At 41.3% G+C, this 22,226-nt stretch carries 20 protein-coding genes; 6 read left to right on the top strand and 14 right to left on the bottom strand.

What is annotated here, in order from left to right; translation table 11 throughout:
• Positions 1-7: 7 nt before the first annotated feature.
• The 9 genes from R2Q66_RS03765 to R2Q66_RS03725 form a co-directional block, all read right to left on the bottom strand.
• Positions 8-889, bottom strand: a complete 882-nt coding sequence (locus R2Q66_RS03765; RefSeq protein WP_316746665.1) for a hydroxypyruvate isomerase family protein — start codon at positions 887-889, stop codon at positions 8-10.
• Complete coding sequence (locus R2Q66_RS03760) at positions 889-2,127, bottom strand: nucleoside permease (protein ID WP_316746664.1); 1,239 nt, start codon at positions 2,125-2,127, stop codon at positions 889-891. Before R2Q66_RS03760 ends, R2Q66_RS03765 begins: the two co-directional genes overlap by 1 nt.
• 108 nt (positions 2,128-2,235) lie before the next feature.
• Complete coding sequence (locus R2Q66_RS03755) at positions 2,236-2,931, bottom strand: DUF1080 domain-containing protein (protein WP_316746663.1); 696 nt, start codon at positions 2,929-2,931, stop codon at positions 2,236-2,238.
• A gap of 24 nt (positions 2,932-2,955) precedes the next feature.
• A complete protein-coding gene (locus R2Q66_RS03750) occupies positions 2,956-4,401 on the bottom strand; it encodes a Gfo/Idh/MocA family oxidoreductase (RefSeq protein ID WP_316746662.1) in 1,446 nt (481 codons plus the stop codon).
• 27 nt (positions 4,402-4,428) lie between these two features.
• Complete coding sequence (locus R2Q66_RS03745) at positions 4,429-4,815, bottom strand: c-type cytochrome (protein ID WP_316746661.1); 387 nt, start codon at positions 4,813-4,815, stop codon at positions 4,429-4,431.
• Between the two features lie 81 nt (positions 4,816-4,896).
• On the bottom strand, positions 4,897-5,949 hold the full coding sequence (locus tag R2Q66_RS03740) for a sugar phosphate isomerase/epimerase (RefSeq protein ID WP_316746660.1): 1,053 nt from the start codon (positions 5,947-5,949) through the stop codon (positions 4,897-4,899).
• Between the two features lie 5 nt (positions 5,950-5,954).
• Positions 5,955-7,115, bottom strand: a complete 1,161-nt coding sequence (locus R2Q66_RS03735) for a Gfo/Idh/MocA family oxidoreductase (RefSeq protein WP_316746659.1) — start codon at positions 7,113-7,115, stop codon at positions 5,955-5,957.
• A gap of 102 nt (positions 7,116-7,217) precedes the next feature.
• Positions 7,218-8,921 carry a GMC family oxidoreductase gene (locus R2Q66_RS03730; protein WP_316746658.1) on the bottom strand — a complete coding sequence of 568 codons (1,704 nt, stop codon included), beginning with the start codon at positions 8,919-8,921 and terminating at the stop codon, positions 7,218-7,220.
• Positions 8,922-8,941: 20 nt separating this feature from the next.
• The gene (locus tag R2Q66_RS03725) at positions 8,942-9,601 is read right to left on the bottom strand and encodes a gluconate 2-dehydrogenase subunit 3 family protein (protein WP_316746657.1); all 660 of its coding nucleotides are present in this window, start codon (positions 9,599-9,601) and stop codon (positions 8,942-8,944) included.
• 405 nt (positions 9,602-10,006) lie between these two features.
• Here R2Q66_RS03725 and R2Q66_RS03720 point away from each other — a divergent pair, with 405 nt between their 5' ends.
• Together R2Q66_RS03720 and R2Q66_RS03715 are read left to right on the top strand one after the other, a co-directional pair.
• Positions 10,007-10,957, top strand: a complete 951-nt coding sequence (locus R2Q66_RS03720) for an NAD-dependent epimerase/dehydratase family protein (RefSeq protein ID WP_316746656.1) — start codon at positions 10,007-10,009, stop codon at positions 10,955-10,957.
• Positions 10,958-10,985: 28 nt separating this feature from the next.
• Positions 10,986-11,711, top strand: a complete 726-nt coding sequence (locus R2Q66_RS03715) for a YebC/PmpR family DNA-binding transcriptional regulator (protein WP_316746655.1) — start codon at positions 10,986-10,988, stop codon at positions 11,709-11,711.
• Between the two features lie 6 nt (positions 11,712-11,717).
• On the opposite strand, the gene R2Q66_RS03710 is transcribed toward R2Q66_RS03715, so the two are convergent.
• From R2Q66_RS03710 to R2Q66_RS03700, 3 genes are all read right to left on the bottom strand, one after another.
• On the bottom strand, positions 11,718-12,509 hold the full coding sequence (locus tag R2Q66_RS03710; protein ID WP_316746654.1) for a prolyl oligopeptidase family serine peptidase: 792 nt from the start codon (positions 12,507-12,509) through the stop codon (positions 11,718-11,720).
• Positions 12,510-12,614: 105 nt separating this feature from the next.
• Positions 12,615-13,271: a GDSL-type esterase/lipase family protein gene (locus R2Q66_RS03705; RefSeq protein WP_316746653.1), complete on the bottom strand. Its 657-nt coding sequence runs from the start codon at positions 13,269-13,271 to the stop codon at positions 12,615-12,617.
• 105 nt (positions 13,272-13,376) lie between these two features.
• Complete coding sequence (locus R2Q66_RS03700; RefSeq protein ID WP_316746652.1) at positions 13,377-14,315, bottom strand: rhodanese-related sulfurtransferase; 939 nt, start codon at positions 14,313-14,315, stop codon at positions 13,377-13,379.
• 173 nt (positions 14,316-14,488) lie between these two features.
• Between R2Q66_RS03700 and R2Q66_RS03695 the strand changes: the two genes are divergently transcribed.
• Both R2Q66_RS03695 and R2Q66_RS03690 read left to right on the top strand, forming a co-directional pair.
• Positions 14,489-15,685, top strand: a complete 1,197-nt coding sequence (locus tag R2Q66_RS03695; RefSeq protein WP_316746651.1) for an aminopeptidase C — start codon at positions 14,489-14,491, stop codon at positions 15,683-15,685.
• 106 nt (positions 15,686-15,791) lie between these two features.
• Positions 15,792-16,766, top strand: coding sequence for a D-glycerate dehydrogenase (locus R2Q66_RS03690; protein ID WP_316746650.1), 975 nt, complete (start codon positions 15,792-15,794; stop codon positions 16,764-16,766).
• A gap of 33 nt (positions 16,767-16,799) precedes the next feature.
• Here R2Q66_RS03690 and R2Q66_RS03685 read toward each other — a convergent pair whose 3' ends face one another.
• Positions 16,800-17,486, bottom strand: coding sequence for a helix-turn-helix transcriptional regulator (locus tag R2Q66_RS03685; protein WP_316746649.1), 687 nt, complete (start codon positions 17,484-17,486; stop codon positions 16,800-16,802).
• 124 nt (positions 17,487-17,610) lie between these two features.
• Between R2Q66_RS03685 and R2Q66_RS03680 the strand changes: the two genes are divergently transcribed.
• The gene (locus R2Q66_RS03680; protein ID WP_316746648.1) at positions 17,611-18,345 is read left to right on the top strand and encodes a hypothetical protein; all 735 of its coding nucleotides are present in this window, start codon (positions 17,611-17,613) and stop codon (positions 18,343-18,345) included.
• 58 nt (positions 18,346-18,403) lie between these two features.
• Here the strand turns inward: R2Q66_RS03680 and R2Q66_RS03675 are convergent, their stop codons facing one another.
• Positions 18,404-20,854: a DUF5686 and carboxypeptidase regulatory-like domain-containing protein gene (locus R2Q66_RS03675; RefSeq protein WP_316746647.1), complete on the bottom strand. Its 2,451-nt coding sequence runs from the start codon at positions 20,852-20,854 to the stop codon at positions 18,404-18,406.
• A gap of 141 nt (positions 20,855-20,995) precedes the next feature.
• Here R2Q66_RS03675 and kbl point away from each other — a divergent pair, with 141 nt between their 5' ends.
• Positions 20,996-22,183 carry a glycine C-acetyltransferase gene (kbl, locus tag R2Q66_RS03670; protein WP_265843111.1) on the top strand — a complete coding sequence of 396 codons (1,188 nt, stop codon included), beginning with the start codon at positions 20,996-20,998 and terminating at the stop codon, positions 22,181-22,183.
• Positions 22,184-22,226: the final 43 nt, after the last annotated feature.

The raw sequence follows: 22,226 nt of genomic DNA, 5'->3' as shown, positions 1-22,226 counted from the left end.
TTTGATTTTATACGTCACAAATATTTACTGCGTCTCTCAGCGATTTGATTTTATCTTTATACTTAGGAATGAATTCCTGAGCCAGATAACCTTTAAATCCGGTTGCTAATATAGCTTTTATAATCGCCGGATAAAACAACTCCTGCGTATCATCTATCTCATTTCTTCCGGGAACGCCGGCAGTATGGTAATGTGAGATGTAAGGATGGTACTTTTTGATGTTGGCAATCACATTACCTTCATCAATCTGCATGTGGTAAATGTCATACAGCAATTTGAAGTTTTCCGAGCCCAATCTTTTGGCCAGTTCTGCACCCCATTTGGTGGTGTCGCACTGGTAATCAGTATGGTCAACTTTGCTGTTTAACAACTCCATCACTAAAACCACATTGTTTTTCTCAGCAATACCGATCACTTGTTTCAAGCCTTCCACGCAATTGTTAAGTCCGGTTTCGTCGTCTTTTCCACGGCGGTTTCCGCTAAAACAAATTAATTGTTTATAACCCGCTGCAGCAACTTTAGGGATCATTTCCGTGTAGTTTTTGATCAGCGTAGCATGAAATTTAGGGTCATTCCAGCCATCCACAAGGTTTATTTCTGCACCATTACACATGGAAGAGTCTAAACCGTGCTTTTTTAAGGTAGGCCATCCTGCCGGACCAACAAGGTCGATCGCTTTAATTCCGATCTTTTTGGCTTCTACGCAAAGGGCGTCTAACTCCATATCTCCGAAACACCAGGCACATACCGAATGGTTCACATTTCCTTTCAAAGCAGTAGATTGATAAGGCTCCATAGCGAAGGTTGGCAATGCTGCCGAAACGCCTAAAGCGGCGGTTCCGGCAACGATGTTTTTTAAGGCAGTTCTTCTGCTCAGTTCCTCAGCCATTAGGCCGTGAATTGAGTTTCCTCTTTTTTCTTATCTGTAAAGAAAACAGTGAAGAGTAAGAAGACTACTAATGAAATTATTGAAGGAATGATCCAGACCATTTTCCAGTTCACAGTTCCATCTGCAAGTTTATAGGTATCGGTGATGTATCCTGCTACTTCAAATCCGATTAACATACCTACACCGTAAGTTGCTAAAGTGATCAATCCTTGTGCAGAACTTTTGTATTTATCACCAGCAATAGAGTTGGTGTAAATTTGTCCGGATACAAAGAAGAAATCGTAACAAACCCCGTGAAGGGCGATACCGATGATCAGCATAAATCCTAAATCACTTGCGTTTCCATAAGCGAAAAGGGCATAACGTAAAGCCCAGGCCAACATACCCACAAGGATTGTTTTCTTAAAGCCAAATTTGGTAAAGAATACAGGAAGTAATAACAGGAACAATACTTCAGAAATCTGTCCGATAGTCATCTTTCCTGTTGGATCTGCCACGCCTACATTAGATAGGAAGGGGTGTGCATTCTGGTAATAGAAAGCCAGAGGGATACAGATCAGGATAGAAGAGACAAAGAAAATCGCGAAGTTTTTATCTTTTAATAATTTTAAAGCATCTAATCCTAAGATTTCTGATACCTTAACTTTATCACCGGCAACCGCTTTAGGAGGTGTTTTTGGTAACGCGAAACTAAATAATCCTAAGATTACAGAAGCGATACCTGCCATTAGGAAAGTATTTTTAAGCAATCCATCTTTAGCGCCTTCGGCAGAATCCCAGTGGAAATAGAAACTGATTAATAAACCAGCAACAATCCATCCGATGGTACCGAATACCCTGATGGTAGAGAATTCTTTTTCCGGATCTTTCATTTGATTGAAGGAAACCGAGTTCACTAAGGCCAGGGTAGGCATAAACAGAATCATGTAAGCCAGTACATAGGGATAGAATACATTGATGTCTGTGGCATTATACATTTGATACATAAGTACAGCACCAATCAGGTGCAGCACGCCCAGGATCTTTTCTGCGTTAAAGTAACGGTCAGCAATCAAACCAATGATGAAAGGAGCGATGATGGCTCCCCAGGATTGGGTAGAAAATACAGATGCCGACTGGCTTCCTGTAGCGCTGAGGTTGTTCCCCAGGAAAGTACCCAGTGTCACAAACCATGCGCCCCAGATGAAAAATTCCAGGAACATCATGAATGACAATTTGATGCGGTTGTTAAGGTTCATTGTTTATCTCGTGTTTTTATATTTTGGTGTAATTTTTTGCGTTAAAAACGCCAGACCATGCCAGTTCGGGCATGGTCTGGCTTGCGCGCATCGCTGCGCAGAATCCGCTTACAATTCTTTAATCAGGATGTTGCGGTACCAAACCTCATCACCATGATCCTGAAGTGCAATCTTTCCAGTCTTGAATGTAGCAAAACCCGGCCATTTTGCAAATTTACTGCCGGCAACTAATGCTTTAAACTGATCGTCCCAAAGGGTAGTCTGCACTACTTTTACGCCGTTTAATTTAAGTGTTAACTTGCCGTCTTTGCTGATGATTTCCGAAGTATTCCATTCTCCAACAGGTTTAACCGGCTCTGAACTGCTTTTAACCAGGTCATAAAGGTCTCCTGCTCGGTGTTTAGTAATCTTTCCATCCGGATGACCATCATTGTCGAGCACCTGCATTTCTAAGCCAGTGCTATACGTAGCATGGTATTTAGCCGGATCTTCCTGAACGTAAAAGATGACGCCACTATTGGCTTTAGGTGCTACTTTCCAGTCTAATTTCAAATGGAAATTGCCATATTCTTTATCGGTCACTAAATCGCCACCACCAGTTTTCCCTGATTTAGGGTTAAAATGAATGGCACCATCAGCGACATTCCATTTCGCTCCTGCGGTTTGCTCACCGTAAGTATGCCAGCCTTTAGTCGTTTTGCCATCAAACAGTTTCGTAAATCCTTTACTGTCAGACTGCGCATTACTATTGCCTGCACCGAGTACTGCGCTAAGCAGCATCGCTGAAAAAATATATGGTTTCATAGTTTTCTATTTAAGTTGAATTTATTACCAACCTTTACGGTAATCGCGTTTTACAAACTGGTTTACCGCATCAAAATTGGTGACTTTCATATTGTCATTGTCCCACATTAACTTGATATCTCTACCAGGGAAAGTTGCTCTTCCTTTGTCATTTTTCACCTGAACATCCGTTCCTCTGATGGCCAGATTTGCCATTAGTAAAGCTTCCGTCAGCGGGCCTGCAATTTCAAAAGGAGAACTTAGCTCTTTCTTGCCATAACCGGCAATACAACCTTCTACCCACTGGGCATAATGGCCATCAGAACCACCAGGAACGCGTGCAAATTTCGCAGGAACCTTAATGTCTTTGTTTTTACTCAATGGTAATAAACGTGGATCTGCACTATAAGTGCTGGCCATCATTTTTCCTTTGGTACCGATAAATAAAGTACCGTTTCCACCATCGCCAAAAACTTCATTTGCTTCCAGTTCTTCTGGTCTTTCCGGCTGAATACCGCCGTCCATCCAGTGAACTACAACATCACCTTTAGTTTTATTGGTTTTAGGGAATTTTAACGTAACGTGACTAGAAGGAGGACAACTATCAGGGAAATATCCACGTTTAAATTCATCCACATAGACAGAGCCTACACTGGCCTGAACTTCCGTAGCATATTTCAGGTTCAGCATGCTGAATGGAGCTTCCAACAGGTGACAACCCATATCGCCCAATGCACCTGTTCCATAATCCCACCAGCCTCTCCAGTTAAAAGGAACCAGTTTGTTGACGTAATCTTTGTAAGGAGCAGTACCTAACCATAAATCCCAATCCAGGTCTTTAGGCACTTCTGCTTTATTTGCAGACCATGGAATACCCTGTGGCCATACCGGACGATCTGTCCAGGCATAAACCGTATGCACATCGCCAATTAAACCTGCATCATACCATTCTTTCATTTGTCGCGGGCCATCATTTGAGGCACCCTGGTTTCCCATTTGGGTAACCACTTTGTATTTCTGCGCTGCTGCGGTTAAAGCGCGGGCTTCGTGAATATCATGAGCCAAAGGCTTCTGAACATACACGTGTTTACCCAGTTGCATGGCACCTAAAGCAATAATCGCATGACTATGATCGGGGGTCGAAACCGACACCGCATCGAAATTCTTGTGCTCTTTGTCGAACAATTCACGGTAATCCCTGTAGTATTTTGCTTTTGGGAATGCCTTTACGCTGGCCGCAGCCCTCGAATCGTGTACATCACATAGAAAGCCGATGTCAGCTTTCCCGCTTTTGTAGAAATTGGCAATATCTGATTGTCCTTTACCTCCTGCACCGATTCCGGCGATAATCAGGCGGTCACTAGGCGCTATAAATCCTGGTCCGCCTAAAACATGACGGGGTACAATCATAAATGCCGAAGCTGCAATTGCGGTAGTTTTAAGGAAACTTCGTCTTGACGAAGTTTCCTGGTTCTTGTTGGTTTCTTCCATGGTTTATATTTGGTTCTGTGGTTCAGGTTATTTCTTCAGGGATAGAATGTAACGTACCATTTCTTTGGCATCGTCTTGTGATAGGGTAGCATGTGGAGTCATTGGAATTTCTCCCCAAACGCCTTTACCACCATCAATGATCTTTTTCGCCAGTTGCTCAACTGTTGCATCATCAAGGGTGTATTTAGCCGCAATCTCTTCGTATGTTGGGCCGATTACTTTCGTTACTTTATTGTGGCAACCGATACAGTCAGAAGTTGCAATTAGTTTCTCTCCAGGGTGTTTTTCAGTTGCAGTACTAGCTGCTGGTGTGCTTTCGGTAGTTGCTGTGGTACTGGTAGAATTTGATTCCGGGCTTGAGCAGGAAGCAAAAGCCAGAATAAAGCAGGCAAGGATAAATAGTGTGTTTTTCATTGGAATAAATTGTTTTTATGAATGATGAAGCGATCATCAGCTTAGCCTTTAAAAGCACTAAACTGATGATGTTTTCAGGTATTATAAGCCTAGTATTTTATTATTAAATTCGTCATTTCCACCGGAAGCAGCGAAATCGTCGAATGCCCTGTCCGTTACCGGAATGATCAGTTTGCTGATCAATTCAGCACCTTCTCTGGCACCAACCTGTGCATCTTTAATCACACATTCCCATTCCATTACTGCCCAGCCACTGTAATCGTACTGCGCAAGCTTGCTGAAAATGGTTTTGAAATCTACCTGTCCGTCGCCTGGAGAACGATATCTTCCGGCGCGGTTTGCCCAACTTTGGTAACCACCAAAAGTTCCTTGTTTTCCCGTAGGATTAAACTCAGAGTCTTTCACATGGAATGCCTTGATGCGCTCATGATAGAAATCGATATATTGGATATAATCCAGTTGTTGTAACACAAAGTGTGATGGATCGTATAGCAGACAGGCACGAGGGTGATTGTTCACTTTTTCCAGGAACATCTCGTAAGTGATCCCGTCAAACAGATCTTCACCCGGGTGAATCTCATAACATACATCTACACCACAGTTGTCAAATTCGTTCAGAATCGGCAACCATCTTTTAGCCAGTTCGGTAAAAGCGGCGTCTACCAATCCTTCCGGACGTTGTGGCCAGGGGTGAAACATATGCCATAACAAGGAACCGCTAAATGTAGCATGTGCATTTAAGCCCAGGTTTTGTGAAGCTTTTGCCGCATATTTCAATTGCTGAACGGCCCATTTGGTCCTTTCAGCAGGGTTGTTTTTATATTGATCCGGAGCAAATGCGTCAAAAGCAAGGTCGTAAGCAGGGTTTACAGCGACCAGTTGCCCTTGCAGGTGCGTAGATAATTCTGTAATCTCCAATCCGTATGACGCTACTTTTCCTTTTAACTCATCCGCATAAGTCTTGCTTTCTGCTGCTTTTTGCAAATCGATGAATCTGGAATCAAGCGTTGGCATCTGAATACCTTTAAATCCTAATCCTGCTGCCCATTCACAAATGTTATCCAAAGAATTGAATGGGGCTTCATCACCGATAAACTGAGCCAGAAAAACTCCGGGGCCTTTAATTGTTGTCATGATGTTTATATTTTAAAATCGAACCACTTTTGATCAGATGCTGAAGAAGCGACTACATTTTCAATGAAGGCCATGCCTCTTACGCCATCTTCCACTTTAGGGAAATCAAGCATTGCTGCGGTAGGTTCTTCGCCCTGACTAATCGCGCCGATCGTTAATACGAAGTTTCTGTAAATATTAGCGAAAGCTTCTAAGTATCCTTCCGGGTGACCACCAGGAACACGGGTATTGTGTTTCGCTGCGTCTGAAAGGTAAGCTTGTCCCGCACGGTAAATTTGTGCCGGTTCGTTTAACCATTTTACGATTAAGGTATTTGGTTCCATCTGGTGCCATTCTAAGCCTCCTTTTTCACCATATACTTTAATTTTCAAAGCGTTTTCTTCACCTGCTGCAATTTGAGAAGCAATTAAAACACCGTTAGCGCCATTGTCGAATTTTAACAAGACGTTACCGTCATCGTCTAAACCACGTCCCGGAACTACAATATTTAAATCTGCACAAAGCTTACTGATTTTTAAACCAGAGATATATTCTGCCAGTTGAGCGGCATGTGTTCCGATATCGCCCATGCAACCGCTTTTACCACTTTTAGTGGGGTCGGTACGCCATGCAGCGCCGGAATTGCCTTCGCGTTCTGTTAAGGTGCTCAACCATCCCTGAGGATATTCTACCATTACTTTTCTAATGGCGCCCAGTTTTCCTTCTTTTACCATTGCTTTGGCTTGTTTCACCATCGGGTAACCGGAATACGTATGGGTAAGACACAATACAAGACCTGTTTCTTTTACTTTTTCCTGTAATTGTTTCGCTTCTTCAAGAGATAAAGTGATTGGTTTTTCAATCACTACGTTGAAACCATTTTCTAAAGCCAGCATTGCCGGAGCAAAGTGGGCAAAGTTAGGGGTCACGATGGTTACGAAATCCATACGTTTATCGGCAGGAAGCTGACTTTCTTTTTCAATCATTTCCTGGTAAGTCGCATAAATACGATCGTCATCCAGGAAAAGTTCTTTTCCGGATTGTCTGCCAACTTCAGGGTTAACGCTTAACGCGCCACAGCAAAATTCAACCTGACCATCCATGTTTGCCGCAATGCGGTGAACGGCTCCGATGAAGGCATCTTTGCCACCACCGATCATACCCATTCTCATCTTTCTGTTGTTCATCAGAATATTTTGTTTTTTGTTGATTTTAAAGTGTCTAAACCGACTTAGCAAGGTTTAAACATAAAACCTGCATACTGGCTTTTACCAATATGCAGGCTAATATTAAAGGTTACCTTTTTTAAGTTCAGAAACTGCGAAATCACAAGCCCTTGCGGTCAATGCCATATACGTTAATGAAGGATTCTGACAAGCAGCAGAAGGCATACAAGAACCATCAGTTACGAATACGTTTTTCACTTCGTGCATCTGGTTCCATTTGTTTAATACCGACGTTTTTGGATCAAGACCCATACGTGCAGTACCCATTTCATGGATAGCCATACCTGGCGTAGAACCGTTATCGTAAGTGTTTACATCTTTCATGCCTGCGGCCTCTAACATTTCAGCAGCATCGTTCATCATGTCTACGCGCATTTTCTGCTCGTTATCCTTGAATTCACAATCAATTGCCAAAACAGGTTGTCCCCATTTATCTTTTTTACTCTGATCGATATACACACGGTTTTCATGGTAAGGAAGAGATTCTCCGAAACCACCTAAGCCCATATTCCATGAACCTGGTACCGTCATCTGGTCTTTAAACTCACCACCAAATGCCATTTCAGCAACATCAGCATGCCAGTTTCCGCGACTTGCGCCACCCTGGTAACCGAAGCCCCTTACGTAATCACGTTTGTCATTACCAATATTTCTATATCTTGGAATGTAAATACCATTGGCTCTTCTGCCGAAAGTGTATTTGTCATCAAAACCTTCCGCTCTTCCCGAAGCACCGCAACGGAAATGGTGATCCATCAGGTTGTGTCCAAGTTCACCACTACCATTACCTAATCCATTTGGATGTTCAGGAGAAGTAGAGTTTAACAATAAGAACGTAGAACCTAAAGTAGAACCGTTCACGAATACAATTTTTGCAAAGTATTCGATGTGCTCATTAGTTTCAGAATCAATCACCACTACACCTTTCGCTTTCTGTGTTTCTTTATCATAGATGATGGTGTTCACCAGGGAGTAAGGACGAAGCGTTAAGTTGCCCGTTGCCACAGCAGCAGGTAGGGTAGAAGATTGTGTACTGAAATAAGCGCCAAACGGACATCCTCTGCTACAAAGGTTACGGTATTGACATTTACCTCTTCCGCCATGTTCTACAGTTAAATTCGCTGTACGACCAATGGTCAGGATTCTGGATTTATTCCATTTACTTTCAATTCTTTTCTTGACATCTTTCTCCACCACGTTCATATCCATCGGAGGAAGGAACTGCCCGTCAGGGAAGTGGGGATAGTTTTCTGCCTGGCCGCTGATTCCTGCAAATTTCTCTACATAATCATACCATGGCGAAATGTCTTTATATCTGATTGGCCAATCTGTACCATGACCATCTTTTGCATTGTCTTCAAAATTCAGGTCACTTAAACGGTAACTCTGACGGCCCCACATCAATGATTTACCACCTACATGGAAACCACGGTACCAGTCGAAACGTTTAACCTCAGTATATGGGCATTCCAGGTCATTTACCCAGAAGCTTTCATTAAATTCCTGATAAGGATAATCTCTTTTTTGTACAGGGTGAGTTTCTTTTTGTGCTTCCGTTAATCTACCACGGTGCTCAAATTCCCATGGCTTTTTCATCGCCGTAGTATAGTCCTTGATGTGTTCAACATTCCTGCCTCTTTCCAGCATCAGAACTTTTAAACCTTTCTCTGTTAACTCTTTTGCAGCCCAGCCACCACTGATTCCTGATCCTACAACAATCGCATCATAAGTGTTTTGCGCAGTTGCTTTCGTATTTAAATTGCTCATCGTTTAATTTCTAAAAGGGTTTATGACCAAACTTTTTGACCTGGTTTTAAAGGCACATCGCCGTCGTAACGGCCCGGGATTTCTACATAAGCCATAGCTTTGGTAGCACCAATTTCTGAAGTAAAATAACCCAGTAAGGTTAAGTCCCTGATGATGGCGAAGAATTGAGGTGTTGTTTTAGGTTTGTCCTTTGGCGTCATTGCGTTGCCCGGAGCTTCCTTTTCAGATTTTTTCTGAGTGACGTTTTCTTGTTGTTTCTCTAAAGCCTCTTTTTCTGTTTTATTTGCGGCAATCGTAGTCTCTCTAACTTTGTTTAAGAGCTCCTGGCGCTGCGGTACAGAAATTTCAAGGAATGATTTTTTGAAGGTGTCCTGAGACTGTTGTTCCAGATCCTCCAGGCCTTTCACAAATGCTTTCTGCGCATCTTCAGGGTAGCATTCTTTCACCATCATGGCGATGAATGGGCCAACTCCTGCTGCTTTGGCACCCGGCGTAGTTGTAGTAGGGATAATGATATCCGCAACTTCCGTGATAACCTTCTCATGATCGGCGGAAAGTAAGTTTGCTGCTGATTTATTAGATGTTGAAGTACAACTATCTAAAAATACGGCAATAGTAGTTGCAGACAATGCGCCTCCCATTAAAAAGGCAACATTTTTCACTGCGTCTCTTCTGTTCATACTAGGCTGTTTAGGTGTTTTTATATGGTTAAAGTGTGTTTTGTTTTGTAATAATAAGCAAAAAATAATGGTTAGTGTGTGAAATACACAATAATTCTAATATATCATGTTTTTGTTACTTAATCAACTTTTTCTTGTTCAGAAGCTGAAAATGTGCAGAAAATGCAGCGTATTTAACGTGGTTTTTAACAGTTCATTGTACTCCTAAAACGTTATTTCAGAGAAATTAGTTCAATCTTATTTTTAACCTCGTTCTTTATTTGTTTTTCCGGGCATTTCAGCCCTTTTTTACCCATAAATGGCGATTAAAAACACGCCGGGAAAATACAAAAACATATAAATCATAAACATTTTATAGAGGTTTGTTTCGTTTTTTTAACTTTGTCAAAATCCATACAAAAATTCATGATTGAGAAAATATTAGTATTAGGTTCTAACGGTCAGATCGGCACTGAATTAGTAACCGCTTTACGTAAGACTTACGGTGAAAGTAATGTAGTCGCTTGTGACATCCGCAGACCTGATTATGACATCAAAAATTCAGGCCCTTTTGAGTTCGTTAACGTACTTGAAAAGGACATTTTAAATAGCATATTTCAAAAGTATAAGCCGACTCAGGTTTATTTATTAGCGGCATTATTATCCGCTACCGGTGAGCAGAATCCTAAATTAGCCTGGGATCTGAACATGAATGGCTTATTGAATATCTTAGACCTTGCTATCGTTTATAAAACAGCAAAAGTTTACTGGCCAAGTTCTATCGCCGTATTCGGCCCTAATTCTCCAAAAGATTTAACCCCACAATACTGTGTAATGGACCCGAATACGGTTTATGGTATCAGTAAACTGGCAGGTGAACGTTGGTGCGAATATTACCACCAGAAATTTGGTTTAGATGTACGTAGTATCCGTTACCCGGGATTGATCAGCTGGAAAGCTGCACCAGGTGGTGGAACCACAGATTATGCCATCCATATTTTCCATGATGCTTTAACAAAAGGTAGCTATGCTTCTTTCTTAAACGCAGAAACAGAATTGCCAATGATGTACATGGATGATGCCATCCGCGGTACTATCGAACTGATGGACGCTGAAGCCAGTAAAATCTCTATCCGTTCTAGTTATAACTTCGGTGGTGTACATTTCACTCCGGAAGTATTAGCTTCAGAAATCAGAAAACATATTCCGGATTTTAAATTAACTTACACGGAGAATGATCCACGCCAGGCAATTGCCAACAGCTGGCCTCGTTCTATCGACGACAGCTTCGCTCAAAAAGATTGGGGATGGAAGCCGGAGTTTGATTTGTCGAAGATGACAACAGATATGTTAACGAACTTACAGAATAATCATTAATAAGGAAATTCCTTAAATAAAAGATACAATGGGTAGAGCATTTGAGTTCAGAAAAGAAAGGAAATTTAAACGTTGGGCTAAAATGGCCGTACAATTTACCAGGATAGGTAAAGAGATTGTAATGGCTGTTAAAGATAATGGCCCTTCGCCGGATACCAACTCCCGTTTGCGTACCGCAATTCAGAATGCGAAAGCAGTGAATATGCCGAAACATACTGTGGAAGCAGCAATTAAAAGAGCATCCAACAAAGATGAGAATGGTTATGAAGAGTTTGTTTATGAAGGATACGCACAACATGGTGTGGCTATCCTGATTGAAACGGCAACGGATAATACCAATAGAACGGTAGCTAACATCCGTAGTTATTTCAATAAAACCGGTGGTACTTTAGGTAAAACAGGTTCTTTAGACTTCATCTTTAGCCGCAAGTCGGTTTTCCGCTTTATCCCTGGTGATAAAGACCTGGAAGAATTGGAGTTTGAATTGATTGACGCAGGTCTGGAAGAATTATATCTGGAAGCTGACGAAGAAGGAAATGAAATTGCAGTAGTTCAAACTGCTTTCGAAGACTTCGGAAAAATGCAAAAAGCACTGGAAGATATCGGTGTAGAAATGAAAAGCGCGAAATTAGAGCGTATTTCTTTATCTACCATTCCGGTTACAGAAGAGCAGGCAGCAGATGTATTCAAGCTGATTGATAAACTGGAAGAGGACGATGACGTTCAGGCCGTTTATCACAATATGGCGGAATAATAACCGCTATTGTTTCTTTTGATTAGAAAATAACCATGGCAAGAGTTTGGGATCTGCAAATGCAGCGTCCCAACTGTTGTGATGGGCATCTGGATACAAAGTAAGCTTCGGCTCTTTTCCCAATACTTTCAGCTGATCGGAAATCATGGTAGAAAATACCACCGGCACAACCTCATCTTTCTCCCCGTGAAAGATCCATAAAGGAACATTTTTATATTTCTGGACGTTGGCTACATTATCGCCACCACAAATGGCTATCGCCGCTGCGAATAGCTTAGGCTTACGTCTTAACAATTCATAAGTACCCATACCACCCATAGAAAGACCGCCAACATAAACCTGATCCTTGTTCACATATGGCTTGTCTAAAAAGTTATCAATCATCCTCAGCAAAGCTTTCATTGATTTTGTCGGTTTTCCTCTCTTTTGAAAATTGAAAACCCGGTTTCCCTGCGCGTTTTGATCAAACTTCACATTAGACCAGAAGCTGTCTTCTGTACATTGCGGGAAAACTATGATGGCCGGAAATTGCTTCCGGAGCTCTGGTTTCAGGAATAGCTTTCCGCCATGTGTCAATTGTTTCTCATTGTCGTTGCCGCGCTCCCCGCTTCCATGTAAAAAGAACAGGATCGGATACTGCTTATCCGCAGAAAAATTCTCGGGAAAGAGTATACGATAGTAAATACTGTCTTTGCCTTTGATAAAGCTTCCTTTATCATATTTCTTAAAATCCTGCGCTTTTAAACCCAGGCTACAAACCAGGAGTAGGAGGGAGAAGGTTGTCTTGATGCGGCTCATAATTCAAACTTAAACAATTTGACAGGCATTTAAAAGTAACGAAATACTGGATTAATGGTGTTTTTATACGGGGGATTTTTGTGGGAATCCCCCCGTAGTACCTGCTTATTTGATCAGGTAAGGGGTGATTTCTTTAATCCAGATTTCATATCCTTCCGGCTTCATATGTAGCTGGTCTTCCAGGAATAATTCCGGTCTAAGGGCCTTATGACGCAACATTTTACGGTTTACATCTACAAAATTAGTGTTTGGATAGTGTTTTAAGTAGTCTTTAATCAGCAGATTGGTATGCTCATTTGCTGCGGAAAACTTAGTCCGGGATGGACTGTTTTTGATAGACACATATAAAACCGGAACATTAGGGAATTTATTCCTGATGTTGGTAAAAAATGCGGCAAAGCGATTCATGGTTTCTAAGGCACTTTTGCCATCCATGGCGATGTCGTTTTCTCCGCTATAAATAACCACTTGTCTGGGTTCATAAGGAAATACCAGATCTGCTACATAGTAATTGGCCTGGGCAAGGGTAGAACCACCAAAGCCTCTGTTGATCGCGCCGTATGCTTTAAAAACAGTTTCCAGGTCTTTCCACTTTTCAAAAGAAGAACTGCCTACGAATAAGATCCCGTTTTTTGCAGGCATAGCTAAACTGTCCTGCTGTTTAAATTCTTGTATTTCTTTCCAGAAAGCAGGTTTTTGCTGTGCCGTAGCCAGGTGGAAACTGAGGGTTAGTAAGAAAAGTAAGGTGTAAAATCGCTTCATGTGTATCGGTTTCAAATGGTTTAGACATACTTTACCTATCCGGGTTCTCCGGAAGGTAAAGTAGGGATTTTTATAGCTAAAAGCGAGCTGGAATAGCTTCGCTGGTTATTTTGTGGAAACGTTTACCTGTTGAGGTACTTTAACGTAGTATCCGGTGCCGTCGTACGGACGTTTTCTTGGATTTGTAGTACAAGGAACAGAACAACAGCCTTGAAGTTCTTCTCCACAGGCATCACATTGGGTGATGTGCTCATTACATTCCGGATTTGCACAGTTGATCATCTTTGGAGTAACCACACCACAAGAGTAACAGGTAGAAACGATACTCGGGTTTACCGAGTTCACATCCACTGCGATTCTGTTGTCAAAAACATAACATTTACCGTCAAAATCTTCTCCTCCGGCTTCTTTACCGTATTTGATGATTCCGCCATGTAGCTGGTATACGTCATTGAAACCGTGGTGTAACAGGAGGGCAGATGCTTTTTCGCATTTGATACCACCTGTGCAGTAGGTTAGTACTTTCTTGTCTTTGTATTTTTCCAGTTCGGCGATTTGCTCCGGGAAATCCCTGAAGTTTTCAATATCTAAGGTAATGGCGTTTTTAAATCTGCCTAAGTTATGTTCGTAGTTAGAACGCACATCAAGGATAATTACATCCTCTTCCTTGATCATCTTTTGAAATTCTACCGGCTCCAGGTGTTTACCTGTACGTTGATTTGGGTTGATGATGTTCGGATCTTTTAATCCGGAATGCACAATCTCGTCTTTATAACGGCAGTGCATTTTCAGGAAAGAAGGTTCTTCAACTTCGTCGATCTTAAATTCTGTTTTGGCAAAACGTTCGTCGGCATGAATGGCCGCCATATAGGCATCCACATCCGCTGAATCTCCCGAAACGGTACCGTTCAGACCTTCATCAGCCACGATAATACGGCCTACAAGGTTTAAAGATTTACAAAAAGTAAGGTGTGTGGCAGCAAATTGTTCTGCGTTTGCTATAGGACTATAGCAATAATAAAGTATGGTCTTGAATTTTTTCATATCAGCATTGATACTGTTGCATACAGCGTTTAACGTGCTGCAAAGTTAATAAAGAAAAATGAGGTAACAATGTTTTTATGCTGTTGTTGGGTTATTGGAATATTGTTAAGTTTGCCTTCGTCATTATAAATCAGCGGGTGATTTGTGAGACGGATTAAATTTAAACATACAAAATGACCAAAATTTCTATGAAACCAGTGCTATTGGCCGCAGGCCTTTTACTTAGCGCAGGTACTGGATTTGCTCAGGACAACCTGGTAAATGCCTTGAACAGCAACCACAGTAAAGACAGTAAAAACAGCTTCACTTTTACAGAAGTGATCAATGCAGAAACAACTGACGTAAAAAATCAAAAGTCTTCAGGAACATGCTGGAGCTATAGTACCAACTCATTCTTAGAATCAGAAATGATTCGTGCAGGTAAAAAACCAGTAGATCTTGCTGATATCTTCACTGCCCGTAATGCTTATATTGAAAAAGGAATCAACTATGTACGTATGCATGGTGCCTTAACTTTAGGTGATGGTGGTGCTTGTCATGATGTAATCAATATGTTCGCTTTATATGGCGCATTGCCACAGGAAGTTTATAACGGTAGAAACTACGGAACTCCGGCGAACAAATCTGACGATATGAACAAGCTGACTAAAACCATTCTTGAGAATGCAGTAAATGCACCATCAGGAAAGTTTGATGCTTCCTGGAAAAAGAAATACATCGCTACTATCGATTCGTGTTTAGGTGCAGTTCCTGAGAAATTCACTTTCGAAGGAAAAGAATATACGCCAAAAACTTTCGCTAAAGAAGTGGTAGGAATCAATCCAGCGGATTATGTGGAACTTTCTTCTTTCACTTCAGCTCCTTACTATTCTAAAGCAGTATTGATGGTGCCGGATAACTGGTCATACGATCAGGTTTACAATGTACAAATGGACGACATCACTAAGGTGATCGACAATGCCTTGAAAAAAGGTTACACGGTGGCCTGGGCTACAGATGTAAGTGAAAAAGGCTTTAGCTGGAAAAATGGTGTTGCCTTTGTTCCGGAAAAAGATTTCGAAAACATGACTAAAGAGGAGCAGACTACGATGTTTAATGGTCCTAAACCAGAAAAAGAAATCACAGTAGAGATGCGTCAGGAAGCTTTTGATAACTACAAAACTACTGATGATCACGGTATGCAGATTACTGGTATCGCGAAAGATCAAAACGGTAAAGAATATTACATCGTGAAAAACTCATGGGGTGTAACTAACGACTATAAAGGCTACCTATATGTAAGCAAGAACTTTGTGAAATTCAAAACCACAGCGTTCCTGTTAAATAAAAAAGGTCTTCCTTCGGATATTCGTAAGAAACTTAGTCTTTAATTCGTTAAAGATAGCAGAAAGGGCGGTTCCAGTTTTGGACCGCCTTTTTTATTTCCAGAACATTTGGCGGGAAGTGGTTGTTGATTTTATATAGTAAATGATATTTATGAAGGTATTTATAACGCGGGTAATTCCGGAAGAAGGCAGAAAATTATTAGCAGAAGCAGGAATTGAAATCCAGGAATGGAAAGAAAAACGAGCATTAACACAGGAAGAATTAATCTTGAACTGTTCAACAGCTGATGCCCTTTTGAGTGTAAGCACGAGATTGGATGCTGATTTCCTGAAAGCTGCTGCACATTTAAAAGTAATTGCCTTGCATTCTGTAGGATTCGACCATGTGGATATAGAAGCCGCTACTGCCCTGAATATTCCCATTGGAAATACGCCTGGCGTATTGAGCAATGCCACCGCAGATACTGCTTTTTTGCTGATGCTGGCTACTTCCAGAAAAGCATTTTACCTACATAAAAGTATTGAAAAAGGCGACTGGGGATTTTTTGAGCCTACCGCTAATCTAGGGATAGAACTCAGGGGTAAGACCCTTGGTATTTTCGGATTGGGGAAAATAGGTTTGGAAATGGCCAGATGCTGTAAAGCAGCCTTCGGCATGAAAGTGATTTACCACAACAGAACCAGAAATGAGGCTGCGGAACTAGAGTTGGGTGCAAAATGGCTGCCTTTTGAAGCATTACTGCAACAAAGTGACGTCGTATCCGTGCATACCGCCTTAACTCCTGAAACGGAAGGAAAATTTGATCAGGCCGCATTTCAGCTGATGAAGTCCTCCGCGATTTTTATCAATACCGCAAGGGGGGCCATTCATCAGGAAGATGATTTGTTACAAGCATTGGAAGCAGGAACGATCTGGGGCGCAGGATTGGATGTCACCAACCCTGAACCTATGAGACCAGACCATCCGCTCTTAAAGCTGCCCAATGTATCCGTACTTCCGCATATTGGCTCTGCTACACAGGAAACCCGCGCGGCCATGTCTGTCCTGGCGGCCAAAAATGTGATCGCAGGTCTAAAGGGAGAAGAGATTCCATTTCCGGTAAATCCGGAAGTTTATGCCCTGTAAATCCGGAAATCTACATCCATTAAAACCGGAGTTCTATAAATGACTCCGGGTCACTTTGCCCTTTACCAGAAATATCCGTTTAATAGATTTCCTTTTCAATACCGTATCCCCGATATACTCCGGATTTAAGGAACGTAAGAGAATCAGCTCCGGATCTGGATGCTGAAATAGCAATTTTACGGTGGTGATGTTGTTAGAAACTTCATCGGTAATCACCAGGTACGCCTCGCCCCATTGAATGATCTCCCTGTTTTTTATCTCTTTGACAATAATGATTTCCCCATTGGTAAATTTGGGATACATACTATCTCCATAAACGGGGAGGTAAGCATCGCAATCATTAAAGGGACGGTAATTCACATAGTATTCCGGTGGCTCCTGAAATACATTCAGGTTTCCTACCGTAAGTTCAGTAAGGTTTACATTAAAATAAGGCACCCCTTCTTCCAGTTGCGGCAAATTGGCATCTCCCTCTGATCCTTTTAAAAACATCTCCCCCATGCCCGTGTTCAGGAATCTTGGGTTGATTTTATGGAAATCCATGATGTCTTTCGACAGCCTTTTCCCGATTTTCCTTCTCCCGCTTTCTATGGAAGAGCAATTTCCAATGTGTTTCGTGATGGGAAGATAGAATTCTAATAAGGTCATTTGTTTCGCGAAACGTATTTCCCTGAGTCTGGCGCCGGTTTGATCGCTCTCTGTATAAATGTTTTTCCTCATAGCTTTAATTTTTATGCAAATTAGTTTGTCTTTTGATTAATTATACGTAGAATTGTGTTAATTATTTAGCTAATATAATATTTTAAAGTTTATCAGTTGCACTATAAATTAATTTAAATGTATTATGAGAAGAAGGTATGACATGATGGGGATACCCGGGTTCCGGTATTTGCAGGATGATGAGATAGAAAACCCGCTTTTGGTGGCGGAGGAGTTCTTTGAGTCTATAGACCTGGAATTATTCAGACAGGAGCTCCGGATGTTTTTTGCGCTTGCCTTTAATAATGAGGCCTATAAAAACGGGAAAACCCATGAGGCTTCGAGGCAGATTAGCGTCCATCAGGTACTGACACGCTTTCTGGAAATGGCCTGGCTGATTCAGAAAAATGAAAACATTGACCTGCTGATTAAGGAAGGAAATCCACTATTTCAAACTAATGGCATGTGGAGAAGGGGAGGCTTTATTGAGGTAGACAAAAGAATGAAAAATGATAAAATGAAATACTGCCGGGTATTAGAGGACGAGGAAGTCAACAATGTCAGGTTGGTATTTGAAAAGCTATTCCTTTATAAATCTTTAGCGGAATGGCAGGATGAGCTGGATATGGTGATGTTTTATAGCCTTGCGAAGACGCCAATGGCTGATGAATGCGAAAACGGCCATGTTTCCTTTCCGATGCACGAACATCTGGAGAAACTGCTCGAATGTGTTCATGTGATTCATGAGCTCCGGATCGTAGGGGATGAGGGCTGGAAAGTGCTGCCCGTAGAGGTTACCATTAAGAATAAGGATTACCGGTATTTCCCACCTGAACTGATCATGAGCATCCTGCATCAACAGGAGTTGATACCTGTTTAACAGAAAAGCCTGCCTATACTAAAAAAAGTACAGGCAGGCTTTTTAAAAGCAGAGGTCTTTAGAATCCGTAAGAGAATCTAAAACCATGATTGATTCTTTTATTACCGTCATAAGCAAAACCATAAGCGGCTCTGAAGATCAGGCGTTGTAACCCGAAGTAAAACTCCGTATAGTTTCTTTTTAAAGGTTGACTCAGGTAGCTCACGCCAACCAATTCTTCCAACTTTAACTTACGCAGGATAGGTATTTTACTGCTAAACCTGCCGGAGAAGTTATGTTCAAAATGTGCTTCGAAATATTCGCGGTCTGTACTGAACAGGTAGAAATCAAGGAATAGGAATTTCCTTATATTTGGTAAGCCAAACAAAGAGTTATTACCTCTGAAATGCTTGAACTCCGGATAATAGATTTGCTTGTTGTTTAAGAATTTACCAGCACCGATTACTATGGTAGTATAGCCCCATAATCCGGAGCTAATCCTGTCCTGGAAAATCTCCGCAGTAATCAGGTCGTAATCCACATCGCTACTCATTACTCCTTTGATCCCTTTTTTATAAGATAAACTGATGCTTGGGTATTTCGATGGCAGGTAGATTTTCTGATCCGGCATCGTCATGTAGTTTTGTCCGAAGGTATATTTTAAGGACGCATCTATAGTGAAGGATTCGTAGGTAGGGAATAAAGGTGTTTCTGTATCTGGGCTAAAAGGGTTATTGGACGTGAATGCTTCTTCTTTTAGGTCCCTTATTGTGAAACTGGTGGTATTGACCAGGTTGTGATTTTTCGTGTAATTAACCCTGATACTTCCCATTAAGCCATTGGTTAATTCTCTGCTGGTTCCGATGTTCGCAAATTCTTTCTTATAAAATTTGGAGTAATTGGTTTCAAAAAGCAGGGAGTTGACTGAGTTTCCTAATAAACTCATGGTTCCCAGATTATTCAGGTCGAAGATCCCGGAACCGAAACTGGCCGAAATGCTGGCGCGTTTAACGGCGTCATAATAGTAAGTTCCGCTCAGGGAGGCGGTCAGTTCATTGTTGGATAAACCATAGCGTACTTCCGGCCTGATCTGATAAAATTCGCCATACTCCAGGCGTTTCGTATAAGTGACGCCATACTTCATACCAAAGCCTTCTACCGTATTGTATAATAAGGCCGGTAAGATCGGATCAAACCTTAAACTTTTTTTATCATAGCGGTTGTTTAGGGTATAACCACCAATGAGGAGTTTAAATGGGCCCGGTTTGTTGTTTTCTTTTTCTAAGGAATCCAGGTAGCGTTTCGATAATTTTAGCGCAGCAATGCTGTCTTTCCGGATGTAATCCCGACTTTCCTCAGCGGTAAGTGGGATCGGTCTGTTGTTTAACCAGAATAGCGAATCTTTCTTATTAACCGCTTTGGTCACTTTTAAAATCTCCCCGTTAAAATAGTTCTTAGGAAATTTAGGGTGGATGTCGTAATTGCTGTAAACACCCGCGTAATACCCTTCAAATTTAAAGCCCAATACATCTCCGTTAAACTGGAAATTGATGTTAGAAGGCATATAGGCATTTTCGACCTTTAGAAATTGCTGGGAGATTTTCAGCGTATCAATTAAGTTGATGCCTGAGCTTTTGGTCAGGTACACATCGGCATTCACCAGGTTCCAGGTATCGTCTATGATGTAAATGACACCGCTAAACACGGGATCAAAAGCTCTTTTTGGGATCACCTGGATTTTATTGACGGTATTTCCGTTTTCAGTAGCCACACCCAGGAGCTTATATGTATAAAAAGATAAGGCATTATCCGCAATCGGTGATACAAATCCACGGGCGCTCAAGGTGTTTTCTAAAAGTATGTTCTGATAGAAATTGATGATCAGATCTGAAGCTTTATTGAAACTAAAAGCATTGTTCCTGCCCGCTACTTTAGAAGAGATCATCTCTTCATGTATTTTATCCGGAAGTTCGAACGAAAATATAGAGGTAGATTCCGATAGGTAAAGGATTCCTCTTCTGTTGGTATCCAGGTTTAAAGTTTTCTGAATGTCTCTTCCGAAGAATTTTTTAGGGGCGCCAACTAATTTCTGTACGCCTTTAATATAGACATCTGCGGTATAAGCCGGGACTTCAGTCAGGTGTTGTTTCCTGGTTTTGATCGCCTGGCGGATGATTTCATAAGCTGGATCTTCTGCATTTCCATCAATGGTGACGCCGGACAGGGTATAAGACTCTGGTGTTAAGACCACGTTTTCAGTGGTTTCTTCGGTAATACTGAGGTTTTTTTCGACGGCTTTATAACCAATCGCTTTATAAACAATCACAAAAGCACCTTGATGAAGGGAGAGTGCGTAGATACCATCGACATTGGCCGAAGTACCTTTTGTAGTGTTCTTCACATAAACAGAGGCAAAAGGAACGACTTCTCCGTTTGTATCTTTAATATTTCCTTTTAATTTAAAATCCTGAGCAAATAGGGCGCTGGTTGCCACAAGTATCAGTAAAAGCGTGAGTTGGATTCTCTTCATAGATGGATTAAAGCCTAAATATCGGGTAAGTATTCTTAGTTAACAGCAAACTTTTGTTAAAGTTTGTTAAAGGGTATTGAACAAGGTTGTTCGGGGTAGACGATATTTTTATAACTTTGGTTGCAACAAGCAAATAATAGTATGTATAAAACATTACAACCTGTTCTTCAACAAGAATTGGAGCAAATAGAAAAAGACGGTTTATTTAAACGTGAACGTGTGATTGTAACCCCACAGGGTGCAGATATCAAAATTAGTACTGGCCAGGAAGTGATCAACTTCTGTGCAAACAACTATTTGGGATTATCTTCTGATCCACGTGTAACGGAAGCGGCTAAACAAGCCATTGATAAATACGGTTACGGGATGTCATCAGTTCGTTTTATCTGTGGTACTCAGGATGTACATAAAGAGTTAGAAGAGAAATTATCTAAATTCTTAGGTACAGAAGATACCATTTTATATGCTGCGGCTTTTGATGCGAATGGTGGTGTTTTCGAACCGCTTTTAAATGACCAGGATGCAATCATCTCTGATGAATTGAATCATGCGTCTATCATTGATGGTGTGCGTTTGTGTAAAGCAAAACGTTTCAGGTATAAAAATGCAGATATGGCTGATCTGGAGCAACAATTAATTGCGGCTAAAGATGCAAGACACCGTATCATCGTTACTGATGGTGCTTTTTCTATGGACGGTGTAATCGCTCCATTAGATAAAATCTGTGATTTAGCAGATAAATATGAAGCCTTAGTGATGATTGATGAATCACACTGTACTGGTTTCATCGGTAAAACCGGTCGTGGAACTCACGAACATTTTAACGTAATGGACAGAGTAGACATCATTACTGGTACTTTAGGTAAAGCACTAGGTGGTGCATCAGGTGGTTTTACTGCTGGTAAAAAAGAAATTATTGACATGTTACGTCAGCGTTCACGTCCATATTTATTCTCTAACACATTGGCTCCGGCAATTGCAGGTGCTTCTGTTGCAGTATTAGATATGTTAAGTGAGACTACTGATCTAAGAGATAAATTAGAAAGCAACACGGTTTATTTCCGCAAGAAAATGACTGAAGCTGGTTTCGATATCAAAGAAGGTGTTCACCCGATTGTTCCGGTAATGCTTTATGATGCTAAACTGGCGCAGGAATTTGCGGCTAAAATGCTGGAAGAAGGCATTTATGTAGTTGGTTTCTACTATCCTGTAGTGGCACAAGGCAAAGCGAGAATCCGCGTACAGCTTTCTGCTGCTCATGAGCAACACCATTTAGATAAAGCGATTGCTGCATTTACGAAAGTAGGTAAAGCACTTGGTGTAATCTAAAACTTAATCGCTGAGTCCAATTTCTACACGGACATCCTATTCA

The sequence above is a fragment of the Pedobacter gandavensis genome (genome assembly GCF_032677645.1).
GTDB lineage: Bacteria > Bacteroidota > Bacteroidia > Sphingobacteriales > Sphingobacteriaceae > Pedobacter > Pedobacter gandavensis_A.
This window is presented reverse-complemented; position numbering and strand designations above follow the sequence as displayed.

Bases quoted from the DNA above. Each gene is read 5' to 3' on its own strand.
- R2Q66_RS03745 (WP_316746661.1), bottom strand. From the start codon at position 4,815: ATGAAAAACACACTATTTATCCTTGCCTGCTTTATTCTGGCTTTTGCT.
- R2Q66_RS03675 (WP_316746647.1), bottom strand. From the start codon at position 20,854: ATGAAGAGAATCCAACTCACGCTTTTACTGATACTTGTGGCAACCAGC.
- R2Q66_RS03700 (WP_316746652.1), bottom strand. From the start codon at position 14,315: ATGAAAAAATTCAAGACCATACTTTATTATTGCTATAGTCCTATAGCA.
- R2Q66_RS03680 (WP_316746648.1), top strand. From the start codon at position 17,611: ATGAGAAGAAGGTATGACATGATGGGGATACCCGGGTTCCGGTATTTG.
- R2Q66_RS03735 (WP_316746659.1), bottom strand. From the start codon at position 7,115: ATGAACAACAGAAAGATGAGAATGGGTATGATCGGTGGTGGCAAAGAT.
- R2Q66_RS03765 (WP_316746665.1), bottom strand. From the start codon at position 889: ATGGCTGAGGAACTGAGCAGAAGAACTGCCTTAAAAAACATCGTTGCC.
- kbl (WP_265843111.1), top strand. From the start codon at position 20,996: ATGTATAAAACATTACAACCTGTTCTTCAACAAGAATTGGAGCAAATA.
- R2Q66_RS03760 (WP_316746664.1), bottom strand. From the start codon at position 2,127: ATGAACCTTAACAACCGCATCAAATTGTCATTCATGATGTTCCTGGAA.
- R2Q66_RS03720 (WP_316746656.1), top strand. From the start codon at position 10,007: ATGATTGAGAAAATATTAGTATTAGGTTCTAACGGTCAGATCGGCACT.
- R2Q66_RS03740 (WP_316746660.1), bottom strand. From the start codon at position 5,949: ATGACAACAATTAAAGGCCCCGGAGTTTTTCTGGCTCAGTTTATCGGT.
- R2Q66_RS03725 (WP_316746657.1), bottom strand. From the start codon at position 9,601: ATGAACAGAAGAGACGCAGTGAAAAATGTTGCCTTTTTAATGGGAGGC.
- R2Q66_RS03715 (WP_316746655.1), top strand. From the start codon at position 10,986: ATGGGTAGAGCATTTGAGTTCAGAAAAGAAAGGAAATTTAAACGTTGG.
- R2Q66_RS03710 (WP_316746654.1), bottom strand. From the start codon at position 12,509: ATGAGCCGCATCAAGACAACCTTCTCCCTCCTACTCCTGGTTTGTAGC.
- R2Q66_RS03705 (WP_316746653.1), bottom strand. From the start codon at position 13,271: ATGAAGCGATTTTACACCTTACTTTTCTTACTAACCCTCAGTTTCCAC.
- R2Q66_RS03695 (WP_316746651.1), top strand. From the start codon at position 14,489: ATGACCAAAATTTCTATGAAACCAGTGCTATTGGCCGCAGGCCTTTTA.
- R2Q66_RS03685 (WP_316746649.1), bottom strand. From the start codon at position 17,486: ATGAGGAAAAACATTTATACAGAGAGCGATCAAACCGGCGCCAGACTC.
- R2Q66_RS03755 (WP_316746663.1), bottom strand. From the start codon at position 2,931: ATGAAACCATATATTTTTTCAGCGATGCTGCTTAGCGCAGTACTCGGT.
- R2Q66_RS03750 (WP_316746662.1), bottom strand. From the start codon at position 4,401: ATGGAAGAAACCAACAAGAACCAGGAAACTTCGTCAAGACGAAGTTTC.
- R2Q66_RS03730 (WP_316746658.1), bottom strand. From the start codon at position 8,921: ATGAGCAATTTAAATACGAAAGCAACTGCGCAAAACACTTATGATGCG.
- R2Q66_RS03690 (WP_316746650.1), top strand. From the start codon at position 15,792: ATGAAGGTATTTATAACGCGGGTAATTCCGGAAGAAGGCAGAAAATTA.